Annotated in this window: 13 protein-coding genes and 1 tRNA gene; 10 read left to right on the top strand and 4 right to left on the bottom strand. The window is 59.7% G+C overall.

Annotated elements, in window-relative coordinates; genetic code table 11:
• Window positions 1-2: 2 nt before the first annotated feature.
• The 4 genes from SM766_RS12525 to SM766_RS12510 are packed head-to-tail and all read left to right on the top strand — an operon-like array spanning window position 3 to window position 2,517.
• A complete protein-coding gene (locus SM766_RS12525) occupies window positions 3-677 on the top strand; it encodes a hypothetical protein (protein WP_368947983.1) in 675 nt (224 codons plus the stop codon).
• Between the two features lie 30 nt (window positions 678-707).
• The gene (locus SM766_RS12520) at window positions 708-1,343 is read left to right on the top strand and encodes a hypothetical protein (protein WP_368947982.1); all 636 of its coding nucleotides are present in this window, start codon (window positions 708-710) and stop codon (window positions 1,341-1,343) included.
• Between the two features lie 12 nt (window positions 1,344-1,355).
• Complete coding sequence (csgH, locus tag SM766_RS12515) at window positions 1,356-1,727, top strand: curli-like amyloid fiber formation chaperone CsgH (protein ID WP_274832729.1); 372 nt, start codon at window positions 1,356-1,358, stop codon at window positions 1,725-1,727.
• Between the two features lie 16 nt (window positions 1,728-1,743).
• A complete protein-coding gene (locus SM766_RS12510; RefSeq protein ID WP_082996023.1) occupies window positions 1,744-2,517 on the top strand; it encodes an SH3 domain-containing protein in 774 nt (257 codons plus the stop codon).
• 212 nt (window positions 2,518-2,729) lie between these two features.
• Here SM766_RS12510 and SM766_RS12505 read toward each other — a convergent pair.
• The 4 genes from SM766_RS12505 to SM766_RS12490 form a co-directional block, all read right to left on the bottom strand.
• A tRNA-Met gene (locus SM766_RS12505) sits at window positions 2,730-2,806 on the bottom strand.
• Window positions 2,807-3,104: 298 nt separating this feature from the next.
• On the bottom strand, window positions 3,105-4,346 hold the full coding sequence (locus SM766_RS12500) for a lytic murein transglycosylase (protein ID WP_368947981.1): 1,242 nt from the start codon (window positions 4,344-4,346) through the stop codon (window positions 3,105-3,107).
• 71 nt (window positions 4,347-4,417) lie between these two features.
• Complete coding sequence (locus tag SM766_RS12495; protein WP_065271219.1) at window positions 4,418-4,810, bottom strand: carboxymuconolactone decarboxylase family protein; 393 nt, start codon at window positions 4,808-4,810, stop codon at window positions 4,418-4,420.
• A gap of 110 nt (window positions 4,811-4,920) precedes the next feature.
• A complete protein-coding gene (locus tag SM766_RS12490; RefSeq protein ID WP_368947980.1) occupies window positions 4,921-6,063 on the bottom strand; it encodes a THUMP domain-containing class I SAM-dependent RNA methyltransferase in 1,143 nt (380 codons plus the stop codon).
• Window positions 6,064-6,363: 300 nt separating this feature from the next.
• Here SM766_RS12490 and SM766_RS12485 point away from each other — a divergent pair, with 300 nt between their 5' ends.
• The 6 genes from SM766_RS12485 (at window position 6,364) to SM766_RS12460 (ending at window position 12,392) form a co-directional block, all read left to right on the top strand.
• Window positions 6,364-8,097, top strand: a complete 1,734-nt coding sequence (locus tag SM766_RS12485) for an ABC transporter substrate-binding protein (RefSeq protein ID WP_274839877.1) — start codon at window positions 6,364-6,366, stop codon at window positions 8,095-8,097.
• Window positions 8,098-8,272: 175 nt separating this feature from the next.
• Window positions 8,273-9,349, top strand: a complete 1,077-nt coding sequence (locus SM766_RS12480) for an ABC transporter ATP-binding protein (protein ID WP_368947979.1) — start codon at window positions 8,273-8,275, stop codon at window positions 9,347-9,349.
• 9 nt (window positions 9,350-9,358) lie between these two features.
• On the top strand, window positions 9,359-10,432 hold the full coding sequence (locus SM766_RS12475; RefSeq protein WP_368947978.1) for an ABC transporter ATP-binding protein: 1,074 nt from the start codon (window positions 9,359-9,361) through the stop codon (window positions 10,430-10,432).
• Window positions 10,433-10,438: 6 nt separating this feature from the next.
• A complete protein-coding gene (locus SM766_RS12470; protein WP_065271224.1) occupies window positions 10,439-11,302 on the top strand; it encodes a carbohydrate ABC transporter permease in 864 nt (287 codons plus the stop codon).
• Between the two features lie 12 nt (window positions 11,303-11,314).
• A complete protein-coding gene (locus SM766_RS12465; protein ID WP_368947977.1) occupies window positions 11,315-12,112 on the top strand; it encodes a carbohydrate ABC transporter permease in 798 nt (265 codons plus the stop codon).
• A 1-nt stretch (window position 12,113) separates the two neighbouring features.
• Complete coding sequence (locus tag SM766_RS12460) at window positions 12,114-12,392, top strand: DUF2160 domain-containing protein (RefSeq protein WP_065271226.1); 279 nt, start codon at window positions 12,114-12,116, stop codon at window positions 12,390-12,392.
• Window positions 12,393-12,416: the final 24 nt, after the last annotated feature.

Genomic DNA, 12,416 nt, shown 5'->3' with positions numbered 1-12,416 from the left:
ATATGCCTTATCCGCTGTTTGCTGTACTGCCATCACAGGCAAATGCTCACAGTAATAATTTGTTTAAATTTAAGATAAAAACATCCAAAAAGCCTCCTTCAAGCGCCTATAGCCCGCCTCAAACTCGCCCTTATTCTATCCTTTCCTGTGCCTGCCCCAGGTCGCTGACCGAAGGCCTCGCCGTCACAGGAGGATATGCAATGAAGACACCGTTCAAACCACCTCTGGTTGCACATTTCATTTGCCTGACAGCTTTCACGCTGAGCCTCAGCACCGAAACGGCAGCAGCTCAGGACAATGTCGTTTCACTCAGAACAGAACCGGCCAATACCCTGGAGGTCCTCGTCGAGCCAGAAAATACGATAACCCTGACCATCTCAGGAAATGACAACGGCGGATTTGGCCAAAGCTGGCCTGCGCTTCCCGCATTTGCCGCCGCAACTATTCAGCCAGGCGTATTGTCGCAAACAGGCTTCGGCAATCAAATCGACCTGTCTGTCCTCGGATCAGACAACCTTTTCGCCATTGCGCAGAATGGTTCCAATAACCGGGCCTTTGGTCAGATAACCGGCACCGGCAACACAGCACTCGTCATGCAAACCGGACATGCAAATGTGGCCGTGTTTCATCAGCATGGAAACGGAAATAGTGTAGCGATCTCCCAATCATCATGGTAACGTATTGTTAACTTTTGGGGAGTTTTTGCTTTGATACGTTTACTTGATATTACCCCTATGACGGTCGTCGTGGCGCTTTCACTGACCTCCATGGCTGCTGCTGGCAGTGGAAACGTTGTTTATCTTGAGCAGGGCGACGGCACGAGCGCGGGCAACGAGCTATTTATTGACCAAAGTGACGCAACGAATTCGCTCGTCGCCGGTGCTCCAGACGGGCTGTCACCTGCCAGCCAGTATGGCACCTACAACAGCGGCGAAATCATTCTAGAAGGCGAAGGCGCGACTGTTTACTTCAGTCAAAACAATGCCTTAACCGGATCACCACTTGGCAATTCCGCGACCATCTTTGGCGGTGAATTGGCCTCCATCGTGTTGTCCCAAACCGGCTCCAGGAATACCGGTGAGATCTCCGTGACCGGCATCAATAACTCCGCGGGCCTTCTGCAGACCGGCAATGGCAACGATGGCAATGTCAATGTGTCCGGCTCCAACAATTCCGGCACCTTGGTTCAGAACGGCAATCAGAACAGTTTCAGCCTGTCTGTAGCGGGTGATTCGACAAATGTCACCTACACGCAGATTGGTAATGGACTGTCAGCGGTGAATGGAGCGGGGCCAACCGTCATTTCAAACGGCGGAACTGTTCTGATCACGCAGACGCGCTAGGCTGGCTGCGCCATGCGTCGACTGCTTTCGACCCTTGGACTTGCCTGCACCGTTTTGATGTCCGCGGGAACATCCACCGCCACAGCGCAATCCGCTGCAGCTGAGATTTCGATCATTCCCACCGCTCAAGGTGTGGAAATCGAAGGTCGCGTGATCGGACTGGACGAGGGTGAGGTGCAGGCTGCTCTGACAATCGTCAAATCCGACTCTGGCGGAACCTCCAACCTGACACAAAGCCGTGCAATCGGAATACACCGTGGGGAACGTCATGTCATAGGCAAGACGACCCTTTCGATACAGCCCGGCGGCAAGCTCTCGGTCGAGTTATCCGTAACGCAAGACGGAGCCGAAATCGCCACCGCGGTGTCCACATTCGGACCATAATTTCCAAGGAACAGGAATGGTAATGCTCAAATCGCTTTCTCTGGGTGCGCTTGCCGCGCTTGTAACGCTGATTGCGCCCCCGTCGTCTGCTCAAACAAAAGAACAGCTGCTTGAAGCTTTTTCTGGGAACTGGGTGGTCTTCGACACCGCATTCTCGACCAGTTCCACACCATGTTCGCTCAGCCTGGAAAACAAGGTGGAACTCCACGGGGTAGTTGAGGAGTCTCAGTTGCGCCCCGTCGCCAATAGCCAAAACTGCGTTGTGCCGCTGAACAGCGTTTCAGCCTGGGACATCGAGCAGAACCAGCTTGTCCTCTATGCTCAGCAGGATGTTGTTGTTGCTCGGTTGGGCGGCAACCAATCCCGCGTCACAGGTGATCTGTCCGATTCTTTTGTCAGCCTCATTCTAGAGCGACCAAACGGCGACGCCTATCAGGCCGCCTTCAGCCAGGCTGTGCGCCAACACCGTTGCATTTACCTTGGCTACACAAGCGACTGCGCAGAACGTTCCGATCTGGCAGCCCCTGTCATGAGCGAAGATGGGGGTGTCGTTGCCTCTCTGGGCCTTCTGGTCAACCTGAATGTCCGCGATCAGCCCAGACGGGATGCGCGGATCGTGGGTACACTGCCGCAGGGCGCATGCCTCAAGGTGAATTACTGCACTGTGGCCTCGGACGGTATCTGGTGCCGAGCCCGCTTCGGAGAAGCCAGCGGCTGGGTCAGCAAGACCGCACTGCGCCAGGAGAAATGGCCTGTCGCGACCTTCGTCAACGGCTGTGAAGCAGAATAATAGCTAAAGACAAGCGACCGTGTTCTCAGAAGGATGCGGTCGCCCCTCTGCAGCCTCGCAGCACTGCTCCGCACGCCGCCAGAGGCGCCAAACTGCAGGCATCAAAACACAACGCGTCCAGAACATCAGATCCGGGCGTCAGGCGCTATATGTCGCTTTCGGGTATTTTTTCTTCCAACGGCGGCAAACGTTGTTTGCGTTGCAGAAGTTTTTGGTAGCGGAGGAGGGACTTGAACCCCCGACACGCGGATTATGATTCCGCTGCTCTAACCAGCTGAGCTACTCCGCCACTCGCTGTGTGGAGGCGATTTACGGAATGGGGCCGGTGGGGTCAAGCAGGAAAATCGGCTCTGCAGGATTTTCTGGTCAAAAAAATGCGCCGTCTTAAAATTTTACAATATTTACAGCACCTTAAGCCATCAAACAAAATGACCGCGAAGACAGGCACTGTGAAACACATCGCAGCCTTGGCACCCGAGCGTTAGGCTGACTGGACGCCCCCTCCCCTACCTCACCCGCTGCGAAGCGAAACCCCGCGCTTTCTCCGCGTTTTTCAGAATCGCATGCCTCGCCGGGCTGCGGCGCAGTCACCGCGCAAGCGCCGCCTTCATCGCAGGGTCAGGGAAACAAGTCGGGGGCTGCCCCATGGCCTCCTGCCAGCGCCCGATGGAGCGGCGTGTCTTGTAACCGGCCAGCCCATCGGCGCCGCCAACATCATGCCCCTGCCCTATGAGCGTACGCTGCATGGCAGCCACATCCGACCGCAGCAGCCCCCCGACACTGCCCCAGCGGGCGTGAAAGTCACCGACACCGAACTGGATGCGGTCCCCCACGTGCCCCACGAAGAGAGCGTATAGATCGCTCATGTTGTAATCCTTCAGGACATAGAAGTTCGGTGTCACCACGAAAGCGGGGCCGTAACGTCCGGCGGGCATCAAAAGGTACCCCTGCTGGGACCGTTCATGCTCCGGGAAGGGGCGCCCGGAGACACGGGTGATCCCCATGGCCTCCCAATCGGAAATAAGGCGGCCCTGATCTGGGCCTTCCAGCGTGCAAGAGACGCTGCCTGGAACTGAAACCTCAAACCCCCAGTCGCGCCCAGTTTGCCAGCCATGCCGCTTCAGATAGGTCCCGATCGAGGCGATGGTGTCGGCCTCCGAACCCCAGATATCCGCGCGGCCGTCGCCGTCGCCGTCCACGGCATGTTGCAGAAAGTTCGTGGGCATGAACTGCGGCTGGCCAAGGGCGCCAGCCCAGCTGCTCTTCATTGCATGGGCGGGCACGTGACCTGCCTCCGCGATCTGCAGCGCCGCGATCAACTCGGCCGAGAAATAGTCCGCGCGCGTGCTCATGAACCCCTTGGTGGCGAGGACCTGAAAGGCGTCATGCGGAATGGCCGCCCGCCCATAGGCGCTTTCCCGCCCCCAGATCGCGAGGATGATCCGCCCGGGCACGCCGGTCTCGCGCTCGACCCTTGTCAGACTTGCCTTGTGGCGCCGGGCCATCTGGCGCCCGGTCGCCGTGGCGCCATCAACCGTGCCACGCCCGAAGTATTTCCCAGGTTTGCCGAACTCGGCCTGCCGCTGCGTTTTCGGCGTCTTGGCCGGGGCGCCAGGGGGCACCAGATCGGGCAGCTTCCAGTTCAGTGTCACGCCGTCAAAAGCGGCCTTGAACGTGCGACGCGAGACACCCGCCTGCCGAGCCTGCGGCCAGACCTCCTGCCGCAACCAGGTCTGGAACTGGCGCTCAATGGCGGCGTGGTCCTGGGCCAAGGCCGAGCCGGGGCCGCCCAGCAGCAGAAAAATAACAACCAGAGCGCGCAAAACCATGAGGGACCTTCCGGGAAACAAACATCCTGCTGATCCCACCCGATCACGGGCCCCATGACAAGGGCTGAGCCTCAGCTCTCCGCGTTAGCCTCGGCTAGAACCCGCCGGGCCACCCGGAAGCACTCCAGCGCCTGCGGCACACCGCAATAAATCCCGATCACATGAATAATCGCCCGCAGTTCATCCTGTGTGACACCATTGTTCAGCGCGCCTCTGCAGTGAGTTTCCCACTCCTGCATCTTGCCCAGCGCGCCGATCATGGAAAGGTTCATCATCGACCGGGTCTTGGCATCGATGACATCATCGCCCCAGCCGAACCCCCAGCACCAGGCGGTCATCGCCTCCTGAAAGGGGCGGCTGAAATCATCCGCAGCGGCTAGATTGGCATCTACATATTCCGCCCCAAGGGTGGCGCGGCGCTGCTCAAGCCCCTTGAGAAACAGATCTTCGTCAAATGTGCTCATGCTGCGGCTCCGTGAATGCAGGATTTGGCGCCGGGTTCAGATAGCCCGGCGCAGCCAAGATGCCACTGATCTCAGCAGTATGGCCAGCATTGTCACATCAGAACGATGGATCAGGGCAGCGGAGCAGTCCGGAACAGACGGATCTTCAACCCGCCATGTGCGACTGGTGCCCCGAAGGGTAGAAAAGGCAGTTGGGTCGCCTTTGCCAGACCGGTTTCGCTGGTCACGATACCCACCTGCCAGCCGGAAAAACGCTCTTTCAGGACCTGCCCCAGCGCGCCGTAGAGTGCGAAGAGCAGTTTCTTGTTGCCGATCCGCGCCCCATAAGGCGGGTTCACGATCACCAGCCCTGGCGCCCCCTCGGGCGGCATCAGATCGCTTACCGCAGCCTGCGAAAAGGACGTGCAGCCTGCAACACCCGCACGGGCGGCATTGGCAGTGGCCATCTCCACCGCGCCCGCATTCCTGTCGGATCCGTAGAACCGCAGCGGGGTCTCATGCGAAACGACTGCGGCTTTCATCGCGGCAAAAGCATCCGCATCAAATGTCGCAAGTTGCTCAAAGGCAAAGCTGCGGCTGCGCCCGGGCGCCAGCCCCATGGCGATCTCGGCGGCCTCGATCACGAAGGTGCCGGAGCCGCACATCGGGTCCACTACTGTCTGGCTTCCGTCGAACCCGCATTCGCGCAGAAACAGCGCCGCCAGATTTTCCCGCATCGGCGCCTTGCCCACGGCCGATTTGTGGCCACGCTTGTGAAGCCCCTCGCCCGAAGTATCGACGCTGAACTGGCACAGGTTGTCCTCAATCCGGCATTTCAGCGTCACGCCTGCGCCGCTCATCTCATCACTGGCATTGGGCGGAATGATTGTGGCGCCCAGCTCTTCGGACAGGGCCCGTTCGATCCGCTGGGCGGCGGCACCTGCGTGGTAGATTTTTGACTTCTTGTTGGTCGCCACCTCCACGCGGATTGGAACATCCGCGCGCAGTACATCCGCCCACGGAAATTTCCGGGCGCGTTTGTCCAGTTGCGCAAGGTGGAAGGCCCGGAAAGCTCCGATCCGCGCCAGCACGCGCGCGGCGCCGCGCAGGTACAGGTTGGCGCGCCAGACCTCGGGCCAGCCGCCCTGCACCGTGACACCGCCGGGTACCGCCCGGGGATCGGAAAATTGCAGCTCGCGCGCCTCGGCCAGGAGGGCCTGTTCAAGCCCCGGCGCCGCGGTCAGAAAGATCTCGAATGTGGATTCATCTGTCATGGCACCTTCCTTAGCCGGAAACTCCGAACACCGCGACGGGAAAACGCGATTCTCCCAGCGCCCTCGCCATCCCCACAACAAGAGCCACTAATCCGGTTGATGCTGCGGTGCGGCAGCGGATTTTCGCTGCGCCCGCATTGCAAACAGGCATCTCCAGATCAACTTTAATCACAATATTGTCAAACACTTACATCATTACTAATTTTTTAGTTTGACAATCCGCCGCACCCTATGAAACTCCTGTAGCAGTCAGGTGCGAGCAACGCACATCTGGCCTTACTGACTTTAGGGAGGAGAAAGATGCGGAAGTATCTTTTGTCCGCAGCAGCGGTTTGCGCCGTGGTTGCGGGCCAAGCAGCATATGCCGACGAGGCAGCTGCCAAGAAATGGATTGATGAAGAATTCCAGCCATCGGCCCTGTCCAAGGATGAACAACTGTCCGAGATGCAGTGGTTCATTCAGGCGGCAGAGCCTTACAAGGGCATGGAAATCAACGTGCTGTCCGAGGGCATCCCCACGCACAGCTATGAATCGGAAGTTCTGACAAAAGCCTTTGAAGAAATCACCGGCATCAAGGTGAACCACCAGATCCTGGGGGAAGGCGAAGTCGTTCAGGCGGTTCAGACCCAAATGCAGACCAAGCGGAACCTCTATGACGCCTACGTCAACGATTCCGACCTGATCGGCACCCACTCGCGTCTGCAGCTTGCTTATAACCTCAGCGACATGATGGAAGGCGATTTCAAGGCGGTGACCAACCCCGGTCTCGACCTCGACGACTTCATGGGCACCCAGTTCACCACCGGTCCCGATGGCGATCTGTACCAGCTGCCCGACCAACAATTCGCGAACCTCTACTGGTTCCGCAAAGACTGGTTCGACCGTGAAGACCTGCAAGCGGCCTTCAAAGAGAAATACGGCTACGATCTGGGCGTTCCGGTTAACTGGTCCGCATATGAGGACATCGCTGAATTCTTCTCGGAAGATGTGAAGAACATCGATGGCGTCGATATCTACGGCCACATGGACTACGGCAAACGCGCGCCTGACCTTGGCTGGCGGATGACCGACGCCTGGCTGTCGATGGCGGGCGCAGGCTCCAAAGGTGAGCCGAACGGTGTGCCGATCGACGAATGGGGCATCCGCATGGAAGCGGGCACCTGTAACCCGGTTGGCGCCAGCGTCACCCGCGGTGGTGCCGCGAACGGCCCGGCTGCGGTCTATGCGATCCGCAAATGGGACGAATGGCTGCGCAAATACGCGCCTCCAGGTGCGGCGTCTTATGACTTCTACCAGTCCCTGCCCGCCCTGGCCCAAGGCAACGTGGCACAGCAGATCTTCTGGTACACCGCCTTCACCGCAGACATGGTGAAGCCGAAGTCCGAAGGCAACAACACCGTCGACGACAGCGGCACCCCGCTGTGGCGCATGGCGCCCTCTCCGCATGGCCCCTACTGGGAAGAAGGCCAGAAGGTCGGCTATCAGGACGTGGGTTCCTGGACCTTCCTCAACTCCACTCCGCTGGACCGCGCGCAGGCTGCATGGCTCTACGCTCAGTTCGTGGTGTCGAAAACCGTGGACGTGAAGAAATCCCACGTGGGTCTCACCTTCATCCGCGACAGCTCGGTCAACCACGAGAGCTTCTCTGAACGTGCCGAGAAACTCGGTGGTCTGGTGGAATTCTATCGTTCGCCCGACCGCGTGGCATGGTCGCCGACCGGTGTGAACGTTCCGGACTATCCCAAGCTGGCCCAGATCTGGTGGCAGCAGATCGGTGACGTAAACTCCGGCGCCTTCACGCCGCAGGAAGCGATGGATCGTCTTGCTCAGGAAATGGACATCACCATGAGCCGGATGCAGCGCGCAGACGAGCAGGCCAATATCTACGGCGGCTGCGGTCCGCGTCTGAACGAAGAGAAGGACGCGGAATGGTGGTACGCCAATGGCGGCGCCAAGCCGAAGCTGGAGAACGAGAAGCCTCAGGGCCAGACCGTCAACTATGACGAGCTAGTTGCCCGCTGGGCCAAGAACTAAGGGCTCCCTCCCCGCCGGGCGGCTCTCCGCCCGGCCGACCCACCCCGAAGCGGCCCATGTCCTGCTTCGGGGCATTTGCAAACCCCACGGAAGCGCGGATCGCGCTTTGGCTCTCTCGCCGACGCCCGCAGCGGCGCAGCGCAAGCGGGCCCATTCTCCGGAAAGACCAACCAAGATGGCTCTTGAACTTAAAAACGTGGTCAAGCGCGTCGGCGCGATTGAGCACATAAAAGACACGTCTCTGATACTGGAGAGCGGTCACTTCAACGTCCTTCTGGGCGCCACCGGGTCGGGCAAGACCTCATTGATCAAACTGATGGCCGGGCTGGACCCGATTGCCAGCGGCAGCGTGTGGATGGAAGGCCGGGACGTGACCCGCCTCAACACCCAGAAACGCAACATCAGCCTGGTGCACCAATTCTTTATCAACTACCCGCACATGACGGTTTTTGAAAACATCGCCTCCCCCTTGAAGGTCGCAGGCATGGCAAAATCCGAAATCGAAGGTCGGGTAGAAGACGCCGCGGATATCCTGCAGCTGCGCCCGATGCTGCACCGGCGCCCGCATGAGCTCTCTGGCGGACAGCAGCAACGCTGCGCCCTTGCCCGCGCGATTGCCAAGGAAAGCCAGGCGGTGTTCCTGGACGAACCGCTGGCGAACCTCGATTACAAACTGCGCGAAGAACTGCGCGACCAGCTACCAGAGCTTTTCGCCGGACGTGGTGCCGTCGTGGTCTATGCCACCTCGGAGCCCGAAGAGGCGTTGCTGCTGGGCGGTAAGACCGCGCTGATGCGCGATGGCCGCGTTACCCAGTTCGGCCCCACCGCAGAGATCTACCGCGACCCGCAAAACGTGGCCGCGGCCCGGGTGTTCTCGGATCCGCCGATCAACACCGCCGAAATCACCAAACAGGGTAACATGGCCCGGCTGACCCCGGATGTGACCTGGGTTCTGGAGGGCGCCGCCGCAGATCTGGCGGATGGCACCTATACCGTCGCGATCCGCCCCTATCACGTGCTGCCCGTCGCCACCACGCAGGCCACGGTCCGCATCGCCGGACGCGTGCAGGTGACCGAGCTTTCGGGCTCCGAAAGCAGCGCCCATTTCGATCTGGGCCTTGGCAGCGCTCAGGGCAGCTGGGTCTCCCTTTCGGCCGGGGTTCACCCCTACCAGGTCGGTGAAATGCATGATTTCTATATGGATCCATCCGCGTGCTATTTCTTTGCACCCGATGGCTCCCGCGTGGCGTGAGGCAAGACTATGGCAAAAATCACCCTTTCAAAACTACGCCACAGCTACCTTCCGGCGCCGACCTCCGCGTCCGACTACGCCCTGAAGGAGATCGATCTCGACTGGTCCGACGGCGGCGCCTATGCGCTGCTTGGTCCCTCGGGTTGTGGCAAATCCACCCTGCTGAACATCATCTCAGGTCTTCTGGTGCCATCCGAAGGTCAGATCCTGTTTGATGGGCAGGACGTCACCAAACTGCCCCCCGACCAGCGCAATATCGCGCAGGTGTTCCAGTTCCCGGTGATCTACGACACGATGACAGTTTACGATAACCTCGCCTTCCCACTGCGCAATCGTGGCCGGGACGAGGCCGTCGTACGCGAACGCGTCATGGCGATTGCCGAGATGCTGGAAGTCACCGAGATGCTAGATCAGAAGGCCGCTGGTCTCTCCCCGGACAACAAACAGAAAATCTCCATGGGCCGTGGCTTGGTGCGCGAGGATGTGAACGTGGTCATGTTCGACGAACCGCTCACCGTGATCGACCCGCATCTGAAGTGGAAGCTGCGCTCGAAGCTGAAAGAGCTGCACCAGCGGGTCAAGGCAACGATGATCTACGTCACCCACGACCAGACCGAGGCACTGACCTTTGCCGATCAGGTGGTGGTGATGCAGCTTGGCGAAGTGGTGCAGATCGGCACGCCGGTTGAGCTGTTCGAACGCCCCGCGCATACGTTTGTCGGCCATTTCATCGGCTCGCCGGGCATGAACATCCTGCCCTGCACGTTTGAGGGTGAGGCAAAGATCGACGGCCAGCCAGTCGCCCTCGAAGGCCCCGTGCGCGGCACCCCTAATGGCAAGACCGAGATCGGCATCCGCCCGGAGTTCGTCTCGCTCTCAGACAGCGGCCTGCCCGCCACCGTCACCAAGGTGTCCGACATCGGCCGCCACACGGTGGTCGAATGCAACTGCCTTGGCCACAAGGTCAACGCCGTGATCGGGGAAGGCGCCGCCCCGCACAAAGGCGATGAAACCCACCTCGCCTTCCGCCAAGACCAGACCCGCCTTTACGTGGACGGCTGGCTCGCCACAGACCCGGAGTAACAGCAAATGAAAACCGAAAACCAAAAAGCATGGTTCTTTGTGCTGCCGGTCCTGTTGCTGGTGGCCTTTAATGCGCTCATCCCGATGATGACCGTCGTCAACTACTCGGTACAGGAAACCTTCGGCGACAACGTCTTCTTCTGGCAAGGGCTCGACTGGTTCGAACAGATCCTGCGCTCCGACCGGTTCCACGCGGCGCTGGGGCGTCAGTTCCTCTTCACCTTCCTGATCCTGATCATCGAGGTGCCCTTGGGCATCGCGATTGCGCTGTCGATGCCACGCAAAGGGTTCTGGGTGCCGGTCTGCCTCGTGCTGATGGCGCTGCCGATGCTGATCCCCTGGAACGTGGTGGGCGCGATGTGGAACATCTTCACCCTCCCCGATATCGGCCTTCTGGGCTATTTCCTGAACCATACGCTCGGCATCAACTACGACATGACGCAGGATCCGGTCGCGGCCTGGGTGACCATCGTCACCATGGACGTCTGGCACTGGACCTCGCTGGTGGTGCTTCTGTCCTATGCGGGTCTCGTCTCAATCCCCGACGCCTATTATCAGGCAGCCAAGATCGACGGTGCCTCTAACTGGGCGGTGTTCCGGTTCATCCAGCTGCCCAAGATGAAAACCGTCCTGACCATCGCGATCCTGCTCAGGTTCATGGACAGCTTCAACATCTACACCGAGCCTTTCGTTCTGACCGGCGGTGGCCCCGGCAACTCCACCACGCTCCTGTCGATCGATCTGGTGAAAATCGCGCTGGGTCAGTTCGACCTCGGCCCTGCCGCCGCGATGTCGCTCATCTACTTTGCAATCACGCTTCTGGTCAGCTGGCTGTTTTACACGCTGATGACCAAAGACGATCAGAATTAAGGGAGGGATCAGATGCAAAAACGTTCCATCGTCCCCATCGTCTATATCCTGTTCCTCATGCTGCCGATCTACTGGCTGGTGGCGATGAGCTTCAAGACAACCAATGAAATCCTCGCGGGATTCTCGCTCTTTCCGCAGACCTTCACGCTGGAGAACTACAAGGTCATCTTCACCGATCCGACCTGGTACTGGGGTTATGTCAACTCGATCCTCTACGTGACGATCAACACGGTGATTTCGGTCGCGGTGGCCCTTCCGGCCGCCTATGCCTTCAGCCGCTACCGCTTTCTCGGTGACAAGCAGCTGTTCTTCTGGCTGCTCACCAACCGGATGGCCCCGGCAGCGGTCTTTGCCCTGCCCTTTTTCCAGCTATATTCGGCCGTCGGGCTGTTCGACACCCATCTGGCGGTGGCGCTGGCGCACTGCCTGTTCAACATCCCGCTCGCGGTCTGGATTCTCGAAGGTTTCATGGGCGGCATTCCCAAGGAACTCGACGAGACCGCCTATGTGGATGGCTATTCCTTCCCGCGGTTCTTTGCCGTGATCTTCATCCCCTCGATCAAGGCCGGGGTCGGCGTTGCTGCCTTCTTCTGCTTCATGTTCTCCTGGGTGGAGCTGCTGTTGGCCAAAACCCTGACAGCCGTGGCGGCCAAACCCATCGCCGCCACCATGACCAAAACCGCCTCCAGCGCCGGCTATGAGCTGGGCCTTCTGGCGGCTGCGGGCACATTGACAATCATTCCGGGCGCCATCGTGATTTGGTTCGTCCGCAACTACATCGCAAAGGGTTTTGCGATGGGGAGGGTTTGACATGCTATCATGGATGGCCTGGACCTGGCCGACGGCGCTGGTCTTTATCGGTATCTTTTCTGCAATCGGCGTTCTCATCGCGCTTGAGATCCGTCACCCCGGCGGCGACCTGCGCAAGGGGGTCCTGGGGCTCGAAACCACTCGCGGCGACCGGCTGTTCATCAGCCTCCTCGGGACCGCCTATATCTTTCTGGCCTGGCTCGGTCTGATCGGCATGCCCCTGTGGATCCCGCTCGGCCTGTCTATCGCCTGGGGCGTCTTCTGCTTCTGGAAGGTGTGACGGCGGGCCCACCCGGCGGGTCAA

It is taken from the genome of Pseudophaeobacter sp. A-200-2, from assembly GCF_041008815.1.
GTDB classification, from domain to species: Bacteria; Pseudomonadota; Alphaproteobacteria; order Rhodobacterales; family Rhodobacteraceae; genus Phycobacter; species Phycobacter gallaeciensis_A.
This window is presented reverse-complemented; position numbering and strand designations above follow the sequence as displayed.